The 16,207-nt window shown below is 64.4% G+C and carries 17 protein-coding genes and 1 pseudogene; 2 read left to right on the top strand and 16 right to left on the bottom strand.

Annotation, left to right across the window (positions count from 1 at the left end; all coding sequences use genetic code 11):
* The 14 genes and pseudogenes from A5658_RS07360 to A5658_RS07295 all read right to left on the bottom strand — a co-directional run.
* Positions 1 to 221 (bottom strand): annotated as a pseudogene (locus A5658_RS07360) (hydrogenase expression/formation protein HypE); the annotation flags it as partial.
* Positions 222 to 238: 17 nt separating this feature from the next.
* Positions 239 to 913, bottom strand: coding sequence for an SIS domain-containing protein (locus A5658_RS07355; protein ID WP_067332762.1), 675 nt, complete (start codon positions 911 to 913; stop codon positions 239 to 241).
* Positions 913 to 1,629, bottom strand: coding sequence for a HypC/HybG/HupF family hydrogenase formation chaperone (locus A5658_RS07350; protein WP_067332761.1), 717 nt, complete (start codon positions 1,627 to 1,629; stop codon positions 913 to 915). The genes A5658_RS07355 and A5658_RS07350 overlap by 1 nt, the downstream gene beginning before the upstream one ends.
* Positions 1,626 to 3,959 (bottom strand): carbamoyltransferase HypF, encoded by a 2,334-nt coding sequence (gene hypF, locus A5658_RS07345; protein WP_067332760.1) that lies wholly within the window; start codon positions 3,957 to 3,959, stop codon positions 1,626 to 1,628. The genes A5658_RS07350 and hypF overlap by 4 nt, the downstream gene beginning before the upstream one ends.
* Positions 3,952 to 4,197 (bottom strand): HypC/HybG/HupF family hydrogenase formation chaperone, encoded by a 246-nt coding sequence (locus A5658_RS07340; RefSeq protein ID WP_067332759.1) that lies wholly within the window; start codon positions 4,195 to 4,197, stop codon positions 3,952 to 3,954. Before A5658_RS07340 ends, hypF begins: the two co-directional genes overlap by 8 nt.
* Before the next feature lie 3 nt (positions 4,198 to 4,200).
* A complete protein-coding gene (locus A5658_RS07335) occupies positions 4,201 to 4,701 on the bottom strand; it encodes a hydrogenase maturation protease (RefSeq protein WP_156751313.1) in 501 nt (166 codons plus the stop codon).
* Positions 4,702 to 4,824: 123 nt separating this feature from the next.
* Complete coding sequence (locus A5658_RS07330; RefSeq protein WP_067332757.1) at positions 4,825 to 6,168, bottom strand: hypothetical protein; 1,344 nt, start codon at positions 6,166 to 6,168, stop codon at positions 4,825 to 4,827.
* Positions 6,165 to 6,824, bottom strand: coding sequence for a DUF6084 family protein (locus A5658_RS07325; protein WP_067332756.1), 660 nt, complete (start codon positions 6,822 to 6,824; stop codon positions 6,165 to 6,167). Before A5658_RS07325 ends, A5658_RS07330 begins: the two co-directional genes overlap by 4 nt.
* Entirely contained in the window at positions 6,821 to 7,447 is a 627-nt protein-coding gene (locus A5658_RS07320) for a DUF5947 family protein (protein ID WP_067332755.1), read from the bottom strand. The genes A5658_RS07325 and A5658_RS07320 overlap by 4 nt, the downstream gene beginning before the upstream one ends.
* Positions 7,444 to 8,382 (bottom strand): NifU family protein, encoded by a 939-nt coding sequence (locus tag A5658_RS07315; RefSeq protein WP_067332754.1) that lies wholly within the window; start codon positions 8,380 to 8,382, stop codon positions 7,444 to 7,446. Before A5658_RS07315 ends, A5658_RS07320 begins: the two co-directional genes overlap by 4 nt.
* A 3-nt stretch (positions 8,383 to 8,385) precedes the next feature.
* On the bottom strand, positions 8,386 to 10,185 hold the full coding sequence (locus A5658_RS07310; RefSeq protein ID WP_067332753.1) for a nickel-dependent hydrogenase large subunit: 1,800 nt from the start codon (positions 10,183 to 10,185) through the stop codon (positions 8,386 to 8,388).
* Between the two features lie 42 nt (positions 10,186 to 10,227).
* Positions 10,228 to 11,283 (bottom strand): hydrogenase expression protein HypE, encoded by a 1,056-nt coding sequence (locus A5658_RS07305; RefSeq protein ID WP_067332752.1) that lies wholly within the window; start codon positions 11,281 to 11,283, stop codon positions 10,228 to 10,230.
* 336 nt (positions 11,284 to 11,619) lie between these two features.
* A complete protein-coding gene (gene hypB, locus A5658_RS07300; RefSeq protein ID WP_067332751.1) occupies positions 11,620 to 12,396 on the bottom strand; it encodes a hydrogenase nickel incorporation protein HypB in 777 nt (258 codons plus the stop codon).
* Positions 12,397 to 12,408: 12 nt separating this feature from the next.
* Complete coding sequence (locus A5658_RS07295; protein ID WP_067332750.1) at positions 12,409 to 12,744, bottom strand: hydrogenase maturation nickel metallochaperone HypA; 336 nt, start codon at positions 12,742 to 12,744, stop codon at positions 12,409 to 12,411.
* A gap of 156 nt (positions 12,745 to 12,900) precedes the next feature.
* On the opposite strand from A5658_RS07295, the gene A5658_RS27435 reads away from it, so the two are divergent.
* Together A5658_RS27435 and A5658_RS07285 are read left to right on the top strand one after the other, a co-directional pair.
* The gene (locus A5658_RS27435; protein WP_082992995.1) at positions 12,901 to 13,110 is read left to right on the top strand and encodes a zinc transporter Slc39a7; all 210 of its coding nucleotides are present in this window, start codon (positions 12,901 to 12,903) and stop codon (positions 13,108 to 13,110) included.
* A gap of 119 nt (positions 13,111 to 13,229) precedes the next feature.
* Positions 13,230 to 13,457 (top strand): DUF6400 family protein, encoded by a 228-nt coding sequence (locus A5658_RS07285; protein WP_067332801.1) that lies wholly within the window; start codon positions 13,230 to 13,232, stop codon positions 13,455 to 13,457.
* 232 nt (positions 13,458 to 13,689) lie between these two features.
* Here the strand turns inward: A5658_RS07285 and mtr are convergent, their stop codons facing one another.
* On the bottom strand, positions 13,690 to 15,072 hold the full coding sequence (mtr, locus tag A5658_RS07280; protein WP_067332748.1) for a mycothione reductase: 1,383 nt from the start codon (positions 15,070 to 15,072) through the stop codon (positions 13,690 to 13,692).
* An 11-nt stretch (positions 15,073 to 15,083) separates the two neighbouring features.
* Positions 15,084 to 16,094: an alpha/beta hydrolase gene (locus A5658_RS07275; RefSeq protein WP_067332747.1), complete on the bottom strand. Its 1,011-nt coding sequence runs from the start codon at positions 16,092 to 16,094 to the stop codon at positions 15,084 to 15,086.
* Positions 16,095 to 16,207 lie beyond the last annotated feature (113 nt).

Here is a 16,207-nt window from a genome sequence, read left to right as displayed (position 1 = left end):
GCGCCGTCGCCAAGCGACTCCAGGTGCGGATTGCGGAATGCCTCTACGAACACTGCGTCGACCAGCGCGGCCGAGGCCTTTCCGCCCGCTCCGTGCGCCAGGTTGACGTGGTCGTCGAGCAACCTGGGGCGGCGCCTGCGGAACGACTCGATCCGCTCGATCACCTCGCCCTCAGCGAATCCCGGCCCGGACGACAGGTATTCACCTGCTGACTTACTCATGCGCCGCTCTCCCGTGCTCATGCGGCCCCCATACCTAGACCATCGGCATGTTGCTGGGTGGCCAACCACATTCGGTAGCCCAGCAAGGCTTGGGCTTCCTGGATCCGGTGCACGCTTTGCGAGCGAACGATGAAGCAGGCATCTACATTTGGGTTGTTCATGAAGGCGCCGCCGTCATATCCAGCGAAACCGATGGTGTATAGACCCCGCTGGTGAGCCTCGGCCAGCGCGGTGAGCAGGTTGGGTGAATTGCCGCTCGTCGACATCGCGATCGCGATGTCGCCCGCCTTAGCTCGTGCGATCAACTGGCGGGCGAACACCAGCTCGAATCCGACGTCGTTGCCCAGCGCGGTCACAATCGCCTGGTCGGCAGCCAACGACCAAGCGGGTAAAGGCTTTCCGGCGGGCGGACGGGAAAACAGCCCGGCCAAGGTGGTGGAATCGGTACAGCTGCCGCCGTTTCCGAAAGTGAACATTCGTCCGCCGGCGACGAAGCGGCGTGCCATCTCGGTGGCTGCCTGGTCCAGTAAGGCAGCGTTGGCTTCCAGTGTGGTGCGCCGCAGCGCCACACTTTCGGCGGCCTTCGCCTGCGCTGACGCGGCGAGGTCGGTGAGCAACGACCGCGGGTTGTCTTCCTGTGCATCAATAAACGGGTACAGGAAGTTAGTGGGTTCTTCTGCGGGGCGGGCCATCAGGCGTCCTCCTCGATGCGGCTGATAGCGGTTCCGGCGTGCACCAGCAGCAGCTCGCCGGCCGCTACCGGGTCGACCAGCGTTGTCGCTACAAATTCCACGCCGCGTGCGGTGCGCACCGACGCCATCCCGTCGGCCGAGACCGTCACTACCTCGCCCACGCGTCCCTCGTCGCTGCACGTGACGCAAACATGTTCGGTGCATTCGGGTTTGAGCAATCCCGGGTGTTCGAAACACACGTGGGTGAGCTCCCACAAAAGGTGATAGAACAGCACAAAGCCGCCCGTTGCGGGTACCCACGGATCGGGGTCATCGTGCCACAGCACGTGATCAGCCGCGCCCGCCGGGGGCCGCGTTTCACCGCTGCCGATCCAGATCGTGGTCGCGCCCCAGGCCGGGCCGCGGCACATCACCGAACGCACGTCGAGATTATCGGCCGCACCCACCGCGATCACGATGTCGCCGGGCCGAACCGAGACCCGCACGAGGTCAACTAGATTCGGTCCGGTCAGTGCGACAGCGGGCAGTGCCCGCTTTCCGACGATCACCGGATGCACGAACTCGACCGCGATGTGCAGCGCATGCGGTTCCCACGACGGCGCGACAGACCACATCGTGGCGCCGGCCGCGAACCGCTTGGCGAGCGTGAAGGCGGTAGCCGCCAGATCCGCGGCCAATTCGGCGCCAAGCCCGTGGTCGATCGCCGTTGTCGTCATCCCTGCTCAGCCTCTTCCAGCGCGATCAATACGGAAATCGCGGCCTGGCCAAGCGCCAGCCCGCCGTCATTGGGCGGCACTGTGTGGTGGGTGAGCACCTCGAACCCGGCCTGCTGCAACCGTTGTCGGCACTCCCGCAGCAGCAATACGTTCTGGAACACCCCGCCAGTCAGGCCCACCAACCGCACCGGGCCGCCGACCATTCGCGCCACCTCGACGACGGCGACCGCGACCGCCTGATGGAATGCGGCGGCCAGTACCGCCGGTCGTACACCGGCGCGCTGCGCCGACACCATCGTCCGAAGCATGCCGGCGGGGTCGATCGCTCCGTCGGGCCGCACCGTCAGCTGCAGCTGCGGCCCGGTCGTGTCGCTGATCGAGGTGGCCAGCGCCTCGAGCTCAATGGCGGCTTGGCCTTCGTAATCAATTCGGTGTCGCACCCCCAGCAGCGACGCGACCGCATCGAACAGCCGTCCCATGCTCGAGCACGGCACACACCCGGTGCCGGATTCCAATTGTGAACGCAGAAAACGTATTTCAGCTGGCGTCGGTGCACCTACCGGAGGTAAATCCGGCGCCCAGTCGATACCGGCCATCCATAGCTGAGCCAACGCCATCCGCCACGGATTGCGCACAGCGGCATCGCCGCCCGGCAGCGGCACCGGAATGAGATGTCCGGCGCGGATGAAGCGGTGACTGTCGTGCCCGAGCCTGAGAATCTCCCCGCCCCAGATCGTCTGGTCGCACCCATAGCCTGTGCCGTCGAAGGCAACCCCGATCACGGGTTCACCGATTCGTCCGTGCTCGGCCAGCAACGACACCACGTGTGCGTGGTGGTGCTGAATCAGATCGATCGGTCGATTGCCAGCACGCCGCTCTGCCCAATTGCGGGTGTGGTATCCGGGGTGCAGGTCGGCGGCCAACCGCTCCGGCTCGCGGCGGATTTCGCTGAGTTGGCCCACTGCGCGCTCGAACGCCGACAGGGTTTGCAGCGTCTCCATGTCACCGATGTGACCGGACAGGTACGCGCATGCACCGTCGGTGAGGCAGAAGGTGTTCTTCAGCTCACCACCTACGGCCAGGACCGCTGGCCCTTCACGGCCGAGGTCGATGGGCAACGGCGCGTATCCCCGGGACCGTCGGATCGGTAGTTCCCGACCATCCACCACGCGCACCACCGAGTCGTCACACGGCACATGGATCGGCCGGTTATGGTCGAGCACAGCATCGCACAGGGGTGGAAGCCGTTGCACTGCATCATCTTCGGTGAAGCTGATGGGATCATCGGATCGGTTGGCGCTGGTCAGTACGAGGGCATCGGCTGCCGGTGCATCGACACCCCGGACGGGCGCGAGCAGCAGATGGTGAATCGGCGAGTACGGCAGCATCAGCCCGACGAGCGGGCTACCGGGCGCGACTGCGTCGGCGACCGGCGCTTTCAGCCGGCGCCGCAACAGCACGATGGGCCGTGCCGCACTCGAGAGCACCGCCGCCTCGGTATCGTCGATGTATGCGTAGCGCCGTGCGACGTGGAGATCCCGCACAAGCATGGCAAAAGGCTTGGCGCCACGCATTTTTCGGGCCCGCAGTGCAACGACGGCCGCCTCGTCGTCGACCCGGCAGGCCAGGTGATAGCCGCCGACGCCCTTGATCGCGACCACCGCGCCATCGGCCAGCAGTTGCTGAGTGGCCCCTAGCGCCGCATCGGATCCGTTGACCCGGTCGCCGTGCACGTCGAGCCACAGTGACGGTCCGCAGTCCGGGCAGGCGATCGGCTGGGCGTGGAAGCGGCGGTCGGCCGGATCGTGGTACTCCTCGGCGCAGCGCTCGCACATAGCGAATGCCGACATCGTGGTGGTTGGTCGGTCGTAAGGCAGGGCGCGGATGATAGTGAACCGGGGACCACAGTTGGTGCATGTCACGAAAGGATGCCGGTAGCGGCGGTCGTTCGGGTCGAACATTTCGTTGATGCAATCAGCGCAGACCGCGATGTCGGGTGGAATCGGAGTGGTAGCTCCGCCGACCGGCCGGCTTTCCACGATGCGAAAGCCACTGTCGCACGACGTTTCAGCGGTGAGATCGACGGCGTGGACGGCGCTGATCACCGCCAGCGGCGGCGCATCCGTCCGGAACCGCCGCAAGAACTCGTCGATGCGAGCCGCCGGTCCCTGCACTTCGAGGAAGACCGCGCCCGAATCGTTGCCGACGAACCCGGTCAGGCCGAGCTCGGTGGCGACCCGGTAAACGAATGGGCGGAAACCCACGCCCTGTACGACGCCGGTCACAGTAAACCGTTGCCGCAGAGTGGAGTTCATCAGCATGTCAGTCATCGTCAGGACCCCGGCCCATCAGTTTGAGCCCGGACATCGCCTGATCAGCCCCGGCTTGGTCGGTCTTTTCGACGACGAACCCCATGTGAATGATGACCCAGTCGCCGGGCGCAAAAGTCTCCTCCGGCAGCATGCCGACGTTGACCCTACGTTGCTTTCCGGCGACGTCGACGAGTGCTAGCTGGTCCTCGTAACCGTCTAGCATGCTGACCACCTGGCCGGGTATGCCCAAACACATTGTTCAGCCCCGCCCTTCCACCGATGCTGCCGGTGATTGAGCACGCAAACCCGCTATGACCTCGCCGACGGCGTGAATCGCCTGTGGCACAGCGTCCGCCACAGCATCGGTGAGGCCGATGCCCTCGTCGACACCGCCGGCTTCGCAGCCGATGACCACCGTGTAGGGCGGGATGCCACCGAGCGCCTTCAGGCTGGCGAACACCGCGGCGGGATCCATACTGTGGGCATCCAGCGCGGCTGTGGCCGGCTGTAATTCGTGGTCCGCCTCGAACACGTGCAGTGCGCCCGGATTGCCCTGGTCTGGGACCGCGTCGACGATCACCAGAGCATCCCAATCGTCAAGCAAGTCGTAGGCCAAGTGCATACCCCCGATGCCGTAGTCGACGACCCGCACGTCCGGCTCATCCTGCCGGACCGGGATGTGGCGGACTACCTCGGAGCCGAACCCGTCGTCGCCGAGGAAGATATTGCCGATGCCAGCCACCAGGATGCGCACTGGAATGAAATCGTCAGGTGCGCTACATGTGCCGGATCTTAAGGTACCGCCGGGCATCCGGGAGGGAGATCAACCCCATCACGACTCCCGCCACCGCAAACAATGCCAGGATGCCGATAAACACCCATCCTACGATTGCCATGTTGTATTCCTTTCTATGGTGCTGGTTTCGAGTGGTTCGACTTCATCGGGGGAGAAGTACAGGTAACGCCCGTACCAGTCGTGTAGGTCAGCCGCCGGATCGTCCTCGACAACAACACCGATGTGCTGGTTGCCATCGACGTCTTCGTGCACCGTGGTGACGCGAGCCGTCTTCCCCGCGAAGAACAGGTCTTGCGCGTCGGCCCGTCGCGCCGGATGCAAAAGCACCCGACTGCCCCTCGCTACCGGCACCCCGTTGACCAGAACCGCATCGAGTTCGGGTTCTACGGCGTTGTCGGCCAACGGATCCCACCAATCAATTCCGTCCGGAACCTCCGGGATCAGGCCGACGGGCTGCCGTGGATCCCGCAGGGCGCCGTGCAGCCGTGACATGGCGTCGGGCGACATGGAGTCACAGCGGTCGATGATCTGCGCCGCAAGCGGGTCGGTGGCGCGTGCCTGTGCCTTCTCCTGGTCCGTCATTGTCATCACGCGCAGGGTCAGGATCTCGTCGATCTCGGTGCAGTCGTACAACGCAGTCTCGCTCTGTTCGGCGACCTCGGGGTGGTCGTAGAGAATGATCGGCGAGATCAGCAGGAGATTCCCGGCGCCAGGCGGCCCGGCGAGCACCGGGAAACAGCGATGCTGGCTGCACCGAGATACCGCATCGGCGGCGGGGGCCGGCGGCTCGAGCAGCGAGACGAACTGACCGCCAACGGCTTCCGCAATGACATGGGTGCCGATCAGGGATCGGGATATCGCGTCGTCTTTGCTTGCGGCAGGGGCGCCGGTGTTGGCCACCCGTACCGCGACCCGGTGCAGCATGCCGTCCGGCTCGACATCCACGGTCAACGTGGCGCTCACCTCGCGCCGGATCCGGACCAGCCGGCCGCCTTCGACGGGTTCGAGGTCAGTCGCCGCGGCGGCCGCCAGCTCAAGCGTCCATGACTGGGTCGAAGGGTCGAGGGCGAACGGGCCGAACGACCTTTCACACTCGACGGCTTCGTCCCAGGTCAGCCACGAACCGGACGGGGCGACCAGTTCGTCGACAGGTTCGAAGCACCCACCGCCGTCGTTGCGTTCGACCCGGCGGTGCTGCAGCTGCAGGAAACGCACCACCAGGGTGATCGCCTGCGCTCGGTCGACGAGGAACTGCGTCGCGATGCTGTCCTCTTCACCGATCCCGGCCTCGGCCGCGCCCGCCGGACTCAAAACACCCCACTGCCAACGTGATTGGTTCCTGCTCGATGTCGCGCGGTACGGGTAAAGCAGGTAGCCCTCGTAGAGGACGGCGTCGGCGACGGCTCGGGCCCGGTCCCAGTCCGCGGTCATCGCGCCTCCTGGTGTGCGGCGCTGAGCAGCGCGATGACCGCGTCCTCGATGTTCAACAGGCCGCGGGCTGATTTGTAGGCTGCCAGCGCGGCCACCGCGTCATGAGACAGCCGCACCCAGCCGGTGTTCGGGTAGTGCAGGCGGACGAGGTCCCGCCACACCGCCAGCGGCATGTCGTAGTGATCCTCGCAGTCCCACGACACCTGCTGAACGGAGAAGCCGCGCTGACCCGCCGTAAATACCGTTCCGCTGAACAGGAATTGCAGTGGTAGGGCGCCGTCGCGCAGCGCGTGCAGGTATTTGGCGGCGGCGACCTCGAAGTCGTATGTGCACTCCAGGGGCAGCGTGATCTCGGTGGCTTCGGTGAACGCCGGCACCATCGCCGTGCAGTGCTGCCACAGGAAGGTGCGTTGAGTGGTGGCCCAGCGTTCCCGCGGCCCGAACAAATCGGTCAGCCCCGCAGCTTCGTCGTCTGAGTAGCCGCGTCTCAATGGCTCGATGCGGACTTGGCAGCGCAGCGCGATCGCATGCACCGGTTCCTCGTGGGGAGCCGAAACACGGATGCGCGCGGCCAATATCGGGACGGCCGCATAGGGTTCGGCGACGATGTCGAGGACGGTGAATGCCAAACCGCTCACCGGGTTCGGGCCGGTCATCGGGATCGCTCGGTACTACGCGCCGCCAGTTGATCGAAAAACGCGTCGACAAACTCGCGAGCTTCTTGCCCACCGTCGAAGCCGCGCCACAACATCCGCAGCCCGCCGACGAACTGGTAGCAGGCGTCGATCGGGACCAGATAGCAATCGGGTTGGTCATCGTCGGCCACCCGCACCAGCAGGGCCTCGACGTCGTCGGCGAGTAGGCCGACCCGCGGGTCGGCCGAATTGATCGCAGTCCACGCCTCGAGGTCGAGATCGGATTCGGTTGCCCCTGCAGGTCCCGGATAGAACGCAACGGTGCGATCGAGTGCAGAGTTGCGGAAGAAGAACGCCAGTCCGACCGGGATCTGCAGCAGTTCCCAGATGCGACGATCCAACGCAAAGTCGGGAAATGACAGATATCGGTCCGGGACCGCCCGATAACGCAGCTGCGCGTGGCTGTCGGTGAACAGCAGATAACAGCCGCGGCATACGCACATAAGTTGCCGCCCAGCCACATTCACCACGTGCTGATGCTCGTCGGCGATGCCCTCCGAGCACATTTCGCACACTTGCCCGGCCGGCAGCGAGGACTGTCGACTGTTCGTGATGCGGGTCAGGACGTCATAAGGGGTGCTCATGCCGACGCGCCCATCGGCTCGGCCGGTACCGCGATAGACAGCACGCCGTCGCGCAGCAGCAGCGGGATGGGGTCGAGGTGGTTCTCCGCGCCATCATCGAGGCCCAACCCCGCGTGCACGACGTCGAAATGGGCGTGGCAGCGCGGACATCGCAGCACTGGCTCGGCGGCCGTGGTCCGCCGGTGCAGTGCAGCACCGGCCATGGATCCGCTGCAGGCCGGGCACTGATCACGGTAGGCGTACAACCGGTCGTCAACCCGGCACGCAAGCACCACAATGCCGCCGACCGAGAAGCCGCCGACTTCACCGGGGGCCAAGTGGGCCAGGTCGGGCAGCTGATACCAGGCGACCCCACGATTGGGCAGCGGCTTTGAATGCACTTGAGCCATCAGCGATTCCGCTGGGATTACCGTCGCGGCCGCGGCTACTCCGGTTTCGGGGGCCACCAGTTCGATGGACGAAATCTCCGGTGCAGCAGCCCGAATCGCATCCTCGACGGCCAACTCCAGCGTCACCGCCGATGAGGGGCAACTCTTACAGCTTCCGGCGAACTGCAGTTGTACGGTGTCGTCGACGATGTTCAGCAGGTGTACATCGCCACCGTGCGAGCCCAGGTACGGCCGGACCCGGTCGAGCGCGTCGGAAACGCGGCGATACACGTCGTGCGGGTGCAGGCCGTGCACGAGCAAGAGACTGCCCACCAAGTCGTCGGCGGCCACGCGGTCCAGCAGGCCGGGGGCCGCCTGGTCACCGACGGCAGCCAGGATCCGTTGCAGGCCCGCGCCGTAGAGCTCGACTACTTCGCGAACCAATTGTTCGGCGCGCTCCCGCGCGACCGCCCCGCCGGTCGAGGTAGCGTCCAGCAGAGTCTGGATCCGATCGCCCGCCGAGCGCCATTGCGCGTCCCCCTTCAACTCCTCGGGGCGATCAGCCATACGTCACTCCCCGGTCGCCGCTTGGGTCGGTGAATGTAGCCGCTCCAGCGTCTTGCCCTTACCTAGATACATGTGCACACCGCAGGGCAGGCAGGGATCGAAGCTGCGCACCGTGCGCATGATGTCGATGCCCTTGAAGTGCTCCCGGTCGTTCTCCTCGAAGATCGGCTGTCCTTGCACCGCGTCCTCGTAGGGTCCCGGGGTGCCAAAGCTGTCGCGCGGGTTGGCATTCCACGGGGTGGGCGGATACGGGTGGTAGTTGGCGATCTTGCCGTCCCGAATCACCATGTGGTGGCTGAGGACTCCGCGCACGGCCTCGGTGAACCCGCAGCCGATTCCTTCCTTGGGTACCTCGAATTTCTCCCAGGTCTTGGTGCGGCCGGCCCGGATTTCGACCAGCGCCTTCTCGGCGAAGTGCAGCGCGCATGCGGCCGCGTAGGCCTGGAAGTATGTGCGCGCCCGGTCGCGCTCGATCGTATTGGACCCGTGCTGGGGAATCTTCCACTCGAGCTCAACCGGTCCCTTGAGCGCGGTCTTGGGAAGGTTGATCTGCACGGAATGGCCGGTCGCTTTGACGTAACCGATGTCGACCAGCCCGGCCAGCGCGGTCGACCACAGCCTGGCCAGCGGCCCGCCGCCGGTGTCCAAAGCCAGATGGTCCTTGCCGTCGAACCAGCGTGGGGACATCACCCAGCTGTAATTGCCGCCGTCCATGTCCCGTTTCTGCGGGTGTGGATTGGTGTGCTGGTTCCACGGGTGCCGCCGGTCCACCGGATTACCCAGTGGGTCCGTCTTGACGAACATCTCCTGATCGGTCCAGTCGTCGTAATACGAACTTCCCAAGAGGATTCGGATACCCAGGTTGATGTCGATCAATGAGTGCGTCACCAGCTCGCCGTCGACGACCACACCGGGAGTGACGAACATGGCGTTGCCCCAACGCTCCATGTCCTTGTAGGCGAAGTTGCACACGTCAGGGTCCTGGAACGAACCCCAGCAGCCCAACAGGGTGCGGCGCAGACCGACGTTCTCGTAACCCGGGATCGCCTCGTAGAAGAAGTCGAAGAGGTCGTCGTGCATCGGCACGACCTTCTTCATGAACTCGACGTAGCGCATGAGCCTGCTCATGTAGTCGGTCATCAACTGGATGGTCGCGGTGGTGCCTACACCGCCGGGGTATAGCGTCGACGGGTGCACATGCCTGCCCTCCATGAGGCAGAACATTTCTCGGGTGTACCGGCTGACTTGTAGTGCCTCCCGGTAGAACTCGCCACTGAACGGGTTCAGTGACCGCATGATGTCGGCGATGGTCTTGTACCCGTGCTCGCCGGCATGCGGAGCGGCGGTGTTCTCGGCCTTGGCCAGTACGCTTGGATTGGTCTCAGAGACCATCTTTTCGCAGAAGTCCACACCGACGAGGTTCTCCTGAAAGATGTTGTGGTCGAACATGTACTCCGCGGCCTCGCCGAGGTTCACGATCCACTCACCCAGATGCGGCGGTTTGACCCCGTACGCCATGTTCTGGCAGTAGCACGAGCAGGTGGCGTGGTTGTCACCGCAAATTCCGCAGATTCGGCTGGTGATGAAGTGCGCGTCGCGAGGATCCTTGCCCTTCATGAAGATTGAGTAGCCACGGAAGATGGACGACGTGCTGTGGCACTCGACCACTTCGCGGTTCTCGAAGTCGATCTTGGTGTAGATACCGAGGCTGCCCACGATCCGGGTAATTGGATCCCAGGCCATTTCGACTAATTGGCCGGGCTCGCGCTTCGCGTGGGACGGCTGGGGGATGATCGTTGTCATCGAACTTAGCTCCCTATCTTCAGCTGAGAAGTCGCTTCCGCCCTACCAGGTGCGGCGTGCGCCGGTCGTGAGTGTGTCGCCCTTGTGCCGCCAGCGCGGCTCCTTGTCAAGGGTGCGGTTTGTGATGCCGCGCAGGCTGCGTATCACCGAGCCGTACAGTCCCGAGGCGGTGGTGGAGACTTTGCCGCCTGGTGGCTCGTCCATGAACGGCATGAACTTGTCCGGGAACCCCGGCATCGTGCATCCGATGCAGATACCGCCGACATTCGGGCAGCCGCCGATGCCGTTGATCCAGCCGCGCTTAGGCACATTGCATTTGACCACTGGCCCCCAACAGCCAAGTTTGACAATGCATTTCGGTGATCCGTACTCGGTGGCGAAATCACCCTGTTCGTAGTAGCCGGCCCGGTCGCAACCCTCATGCACGGTGTTGCCGAAGAGCCACTGTGGGCGCAGTGCGTCGTCGAGCGGAATCATTGGTGCTTGCCCGGTGGCCATGTAAAGCAGGTAGGTCAGGGTCTCGGACAGATTGTCCGGATGAATCGGGCAACCCGGGACGCAGACGATAGGGATTCCGGCCTTGCTCTTCCATTCCCAGCCGAGGTAATCCGGCACGCCCATCGCGCCGGTAGGGTTGCCGGCCATTGCGTGGATGCCGCCGTACGTGGCGCAGGTCCCCACCGCGACGACCGCTGTGGCTTTCGGGGTCAGTCGGTCGAGCCACTCACTCGTTGTCATCGGCTGCCCGGTAGCCGGGTTGTTGCCGAAGCCACACCAATACCCCTCGTTCTTGAGCGCCTCGTTGGGTATCGACCCCTCCACGACGAGCACGAACGGTTCGAGTTCGCCGCGGTCGGCTTTGAAGAACCACTCGAGGAAGTCATCCGCCCCGCCGGTGGGGCCGCACTCGAAATCGATCAGTGGCCAGTGCACGGCAACTTTCGGGAGTCCGGGGAGCGCGCCGAGCGCGATCTCCTCGACACTGGGTTGAGTGGCAGCAGTCAATGCCACCGAATCGCCATCGCAACTTAGACCCGCGTTGATCCATAGAACGTGGATCAAAGTTTCTTCCGCTTTGACTGCTGCTTCTGTTGGCATACCGCAGCTTTCCGGAGCCCGGGCTAAAGGCCCCTGGCGCCGAAGGAGTCGACCGTCGGCCCGCTTATGCGGCGCTATTTTCTGGGTTTACTCTCGCCGATCTACCTTTGTCAACGATGTTCTGGCAAATTCGGAAGGCCGGTACGGCTTTCCGGGTTTCCGCTTGATTTCGACTGCGGCGGGGTAGCCTCGGGGATCGATCGCCGTCGGGGGCCATCAGGGTGCGTGGCGATGAGCAACATAGATAGCATCTTGCGAATCAGTTGCATGTGTTGATATTTCAAATGATTATCGGTGGGTGCCCGGTCGCACCGCCCATACGCCTGCGCGCGGCGGTCACGGTGTCGCGGATGCCACGAACCGTCGCAGCCAGCCGAACCAACCGGCCATACCGACACCCGTGCGCGCACTGACTGGCAAAGTCGTCGCGGTCGCATTGACCTCGCGGACGCGCGCAATATACGAATCGATGTCGACGTCCAAATACGGCACCAGATCGATCTTGTTGAGCAGCACCACGTCAACGGCACGGAACATCACCGGGTACTTGAGTGGTTTGTCGTCACCCTCGGTGACTGAATAAACCATCGCCTTGGCATGCTCGCCGACGTCAAACTCGGCCGGGCACACCAGGTTTCCGACGTTCTCGATGATCACCAAGTCCAAGTCGGCCAGCTCCAAGCCCTGCAGCGCGCGGTTGACCATCGGCGCGTCGAGGTGACATTCCCCGCCGAACCCGTTGCCGGTGTTCAGTAAAGATATCTGGGCGCCCCGACCACCGAGCTTGGCGGCGTCCAGGTCGGTCGCGATGTCACCCTCGATAACGCCGACGGCGATCTCGCCGGCGAACTCGTCGAGGGTGGATTGCAGCACCGTCGTCTTACCGGAACCGGGGGAGCTCATCAGGTTGATTGCACGGACTCTGTTGTGTTCGAACAGTTTTCGATTAATGTCGGCCCGAATGTCGTTCTCGGCGAAGATCGCCTCCAGCACGTCAATCCGCTGGGCGCCGGTGCTGTAACCACCGTGATCGCCGTGGTCATGGGCATGCCCGTGATCACTGTGCTCGTGGGTATGCACTGTTCCGTCGTCGTGCCTATGAAATCTACCCATTGTCAACACCTTTCATGAGACATCCAATGATGTCACCAGGAACTCGTCGCCGTGCAGCACTTCGACATCGGCGCTCTCGCAACGTGGGCATAACAACGACCACCGCGAGTCGAGCGTCGACTGGTCGCCGCAGGAGTGGCAGATCACCTCGGCGGTGACCAACTCCAATTCCAACTCGGCGTCCGGCATGTCCTCGTAGTCGCGAAGCAGTGACCAGCAAAACGACAGCGAATCCGGAACTACCTGGCGAAGCGCGCCGATCCGGACGCGGACGATGTCGACGTGCTGCCCGGCTGCGTAGGGCCGCACGATGTTGGCTATTGCCTGACACAGCGACATCTCGTGCACGAGCCGCTACAACTCGCGTGTGCGCAGCGCTAGTGGGGCAAGGCCCATGAGCACTGTTTTACACCCCGGGCGCCTCGAGGAACAGGCACTAAGCCGTTCCCATGGGGTCATCGCGGGGAGCACAATGGACTCATCCAGATCTGCCACGACAGGGAGATGACAGTGACACATCCAGATGGTCACGACGACCCGCACACCCACGAACACCGTCACGACGAGGTCACGCACACGCATCCGCACACCAGCCACGAGCATGAACACGTCGAACATGAACACTCGCACTCCCACGCTGAGGGCGCCGAACACACCCATCCGCACGTGCACCAAGCCGACCTGCAACAAGAGCACGACCACTCGCACAGCTGAAGTTGGCCGCGGCTCGGCTGTGACCGATCTCAACCGCCGACTGTGACCGGGGCCATTGCGGACGGGGTGGCGCGCCACCGAGTCTGTGGGCTCGATCAACATTCGTGCAGGAGAACCCGGTGGCTGTGGAGTTCGCATACGACCTCACCCTTGACGAGGCGCGCCGGCGGGCCGCCATTCTCGAGGCGATTGGCGACGATTGGGACCCGCTGACGGTCTTGGCCGAAGAGCGCCGAGCCTACGAAATGCTCTATTCCGATCTGGATGCTGAGCAGCAGCGAATTTATGACGACCTGGTGGCCGCCGGCGTGCTACCGGGCCGCGCGGTTGGCCATGTTCCCGATTGATCCCACCGCCGATCCGGCGCGACGCGCCTGGTTCGACTGCCCGCAGTGCGACCACGGTGTCGGCTGCACCGATTGCCAACGCAAGCGCAACTGCAGAGTCCACTGGCAGTTCCTGCTGAGCAGCCAGGCATGGATGCTGCATTTGCAGTGCCCCGGGTGCGGCCATCTGTGGTCCCGAGATAGCAAGCCGCGCGGCCCGTCGTCATCCAGCGCTGCCTAAGCGACGCCGCCGTCAGTCCGACAGTCCCAGCAATGCGTTTTCGACGACCTCGGGCAGCGCCGGGTGGATCCAATACTGGCCCCGGGCCATGTCGTGCACGCTCAACCCGAAAGACATTGCCTGAACCAGCGGCTGGATGATCGACGAGGCCTGGTGCCCCATGATGTGCGCACCGAGCAACCGGCCGGATTTGGAGTCCGAGATGAGCTTGACGATGCCGGTGGTGTCCTCCATGGCCCAGCCGTAGGCGACGTCGCCGTAGTCCTGAACCTTGCAGGACACGTCGAAACCCTGTGCCACGGCTTCGTTCTCGGTCAGTCCCACGTAGGCAACCTGCGGATCGGTGAACACTGCGGCGGGGACATTGCGGTGATCGGTGGCGGCCATGGACGCCGTGTCGTCCCAGTCGCACAGCAGATTGCGCTGGACGACGCGCGCCTCGTGGTTGGCGACATGCTTGAGCTCGTACGGCGACGACACGTCGCCCAACGCGAACACGTTGCGCGCGGCGGTTCGTTGGTATTGGTCGACGACGACGCGGCGACCGTCGAGTTCGATGCCGACCTTCTCGGCATCGAGCAAATCGCCGTTGGAACCCCGTCCGGTGGCCACCAGTAGGGCATCGGCCTGCAACTCGGAGCCGTCGTCGAGTTCGAGCATGATGCCGGAACTGTTTTCGTGCGACCCGAGAATGTTGCGGTGGCTGCGGACTTCCCATTTGCTCGACGCGATTCGGGTGAACCGCCGCGACAACGTGTCGTCGAGATGCCTTAGCAGCGAGCCACCGCGGATCACGATCGTGATGCGGACCCCCAGCGCGGAGAAGATGTGTGCGAATTCGCATGCCACGAAACCGCCGCCGACGATCACCAAATGCTCGGGTAATTCGGCGATCCGCATGATGTCGTCGCTGGTGTAGAAGTGCACCCCGCAGTCGAGGATGGCCGGCGGAATCTCGGCGCGGGCACCCGCGGCGATCACCACCCGTTCGGCGCTGAACTCCGCGCCGTCGTCGGTCCGCAGCACGTAGTGGCCGTCGTCCTGCACACGCGAGAAGCGGGTGTGCGAGTCGTAGACGTCGACGTTGGGTTGAGCTCGCCGGTAGTCCTCGCCGCCGATTGCGATCGGGTCGATGCGGCCGAAGACCCGCGAAACGATGTCGTCCCACCGCACACGGTCGATGTGGGCGTCGATGCCGTAACGCGCTGCGTGGCGGATGGTTTCGGCGACTTCGGCCGCGTAGACGAACATCTTGGTAGGAATGCATCCGACGTTGAGGCACGTTCCGCCGAAGGTTCCCTGCTCGCAGATCGCTACCCGCTTCTTGGCATAGCGGTCGTCGAGAATGCTGTTGCCGGAACCGGTTCCGATGATCGCGAGGTCGTAGCTTTCCACCCGATAGCCTCTCAGCCGTTCCGGGAGGCGACGTCGGACGCCGCGCCCAGGTAGTCATCCAGCCAGGAATCCAGCCGCTGGTAGGCAGCCTGCCGTGGCTGCGGCATCGACAGGAACACATCATGTTTGGCGTCGACGATCGGCACGATCGTGCTGAGGTTGCCGATGCAGCCGGCCCAGCGGGCGATGTGCTTGACGTCGAGAACGGCGTCGCCGCACTGCAGCGCGACGGCATCGGAGGACTCGATCACGCTATGGTCGGAGCGCAAGATCAGGTTCGGCACGCCGACATCGAGGCCGCGGTGCAGCTTGATCTGCCCGCTTCGTACCGCTGAGAGCCAGCCGAACGTAATCGGGAAGCCGCCCAACGGTTTCCACTGCAGGTTGTAGTCGAATTCCCCGTGGTAGTCGCGATGCAAGCTGGCGCCGTAGCCTCCGGCGGTCTCGCTGGGAGACCGGGCCACCCGCTTGTCACCGAAGCGTGCGATCCCGGCAATCAGCGCCCTGGTCGGTGGCCAGCGCAGCGGCATGGGGCCGGGCAGGTCGAGGAACGGGCTGTTGAGCACCAACCCGGTCACCCGCTTGCGCGCGGTCGCGCCGGCTTGCCGCATCCGATCCAGCCACAGCGAGACGATCAACCCGCCCGCCGAGTGGCCGTAGACCAGCACCCGTGCCGATCCCGTCTCCTCGCCGATGATCTCCAGCGCGCGATCGAGCTCACGGTCGTAGCGCGCCAGGTCGGTGGTGAAGTGCGGCGTCAGGCCCGGCCGCGACGAGCGACCGCACTTGCGCAGATCCAGCGCGTAGAACGCGATGCCGCGGGCGGCGAAGTGGTCGGCCAGCTCGGTGTGGAAGAAGTAGTCGGTATACCCGTGGACCGCCAGGACGGCGTGGGCAGCCGGCGCCGCGCCACCACGACGTAACAGGGTCGCGTCGATCGTGCCCTCGCCGTCGGGGTCGTCACCCAGCGGGATGGTGAGTTGCCAGTAGCCGGACAAGACGTCGGAGCGCCAGCCAGTCACGCTCGCCAGCTTAAGGCGTGGCGCTGGGCACGGGGATCCTGACACCGAGCTCGCCGGACAGCGGGCCGGATCGGGTGCGGATAACCTGACCATCAGTGCAGCTCCTCTCGTGC

The organism is Mycobacterium sp. 1245111.1, from assembly GCF_001673405.1.
Classification (GTDB): Bacteria; Actinomycetota; Actinomycetes; order Mycobacteriales; family Mycobacteriaceae; genus Mycobacterium.
The sequence above is the reverse complement of the archived record's forward strand: the minus strand, read 5'-3'. Positions and strand labels throughout refer to the sequence as shown.

Excerpts from the sequence above, each read along its gene's own strand:
- A5658_RS07320 (WP_067332755.1), bottom strand. The coding sequence starts at position 7,447 with ATGAGCACCCCTTATGACGTCCTGACCCGCATCACGAACAGTCGACAG.
- A5658_RS07310 (WP_067332753.1), bottom strand. The coding sequence starts at position 10,185 with ATGACAACGATCATCCCCCAGCCGTCCCACGCGAAGCGCGAGCCCGGC.
- A5658_RS07340 (WP_067332759.1), bottom strand. The coding sequence starts at position 4,197 with ATGTGTTTGGGCATACCCGGCCAGGTGGTCAGCATGCTAGACGGTTAC.
- A5658_RS07315 (WP_067332754.1), bottom strand. The coding sequence starts at position 8,382 with ATGGCTGATCGCCCCGAGGAGTTGAAGGGGGACGCGCAATGGCGCTCG.
- hypB (WP_067332751.1), bottom strand. The coding sequence starts at position 12,396 with ATGGGTAGATTTCATAGGCACGACGACGGAACAGTGCATACCCACGAG.
- A5658_RS07305 (WP_067332752.1), bottom strand. The coding sequence starts at position 11,283 with ATGCCAACAGAAGCAGCAGTCAAAGCGGAAGAAACTTTGATCCACGTT.
- A5658_RS07355 (WP_067332762.1), bottom strand. The coding sequence starts at position 913 with ATGGCCCGCCCCGCAGAAGAACCCACTAACTTCCTGTACCCGTTTATT.
- A5658_RS27435 (WP_082992995.1), top strand. The coding sequence starts at position 12,901 with ATGACAGTGACACATCCAGATGGTCACGACGACCCGCACACCCACGAA.
- A5658_RS07325 (WP_067332756.1), bottom strand. The coding sequence starts at position 6,824 with ATGACCGGCCCGAACCCGGTGAGCGGTTTGGCATTCACCGTCCTCGAC.
- A5658_RS07350 (WP_067332761.1), bottom strand. The coding sequence starts at position 1,629 with ATGACGACAACGGCGATCGACCACGGGCTTGGCGCCGAATTGGCCGCG.
- hypF (WP_067332760.1), bottom strand. The coding sequence starts at position 3,959 with ATGACTGACATGCTGATGAACTCCACTCTGCGGCAACGGTTTACTGTG.
- A5658_RS07330 (WP_067332757.1), bottom strand. The coding sequence starts at position 6,168 with ATGACCGCGGACTGGGACCGGGCCCGAGCCGTCGCCGACGCCGTCCTC.